Consider the following 449-nt stretch of genomic DNA (forward strand, 5'->3'; position numbering starts at 1 on the left):
GCAAGTTTGTCGCATCTCCCATGATCTGGAAATATCTGCCCAGTGTTAACTCGATATCCTTATCATCACAGGGGGTGTTTACCCGTCCCCCGGCCGCTCGGGTGCGCAGTCGGGTAAAGATCTCCAGAGCAACTTCCAGACTGCCCTTGCCTCCAATGGTCTGAAGATATCTGCCCAGTGTTAGCTCGATATCCTTATCATCACAGGGGGTGTTTACTCGTCCACCGGCTGCCCGGGTGCGCAGCCGGGCCCACCCGGCCGCACGGGTGCGCAGCCTGGTAAAAATGTCCAGGGCTGCTTTCAGGGTGTCTGCCCTCCCCATAGCCTCAAGGTGCCTGCCCAGAGCCAGTTCGATCTCCTTGTCATGGCAGGGTGTGTTCGGTTTCCCTCCGGCCGCCCGAGTGCGCAGCCGGATATAAATGTCCAGGGCCGCTTTCAGGTTGTCCGTG

Annotated in this window: 1 protein-coding gene; it reads right to left on the reverse strand. The window is 59.0% G+C overall.

Features of this window, described 5'->3' with window-relative positions; translation table 11 throughout:
- Window positions 1-449 (reverse strand): hypothetical protein (locus tag E1189_RS05400; protein WP_196221222.1); only part of this gene is annotated, 449 nt, incomplete at both ends.

The sequence above is a fragment of the Parendozoicomonas verongulae genome (genome assembly GCF_009711465.1).
GTDB lineage: Bacteria > Pseudomonadota > Gammaproteobacteria > Pseudomonadales > Endozoicomonadaceae > Sansalvadorimonas > Sansalvadorimonas verongulae.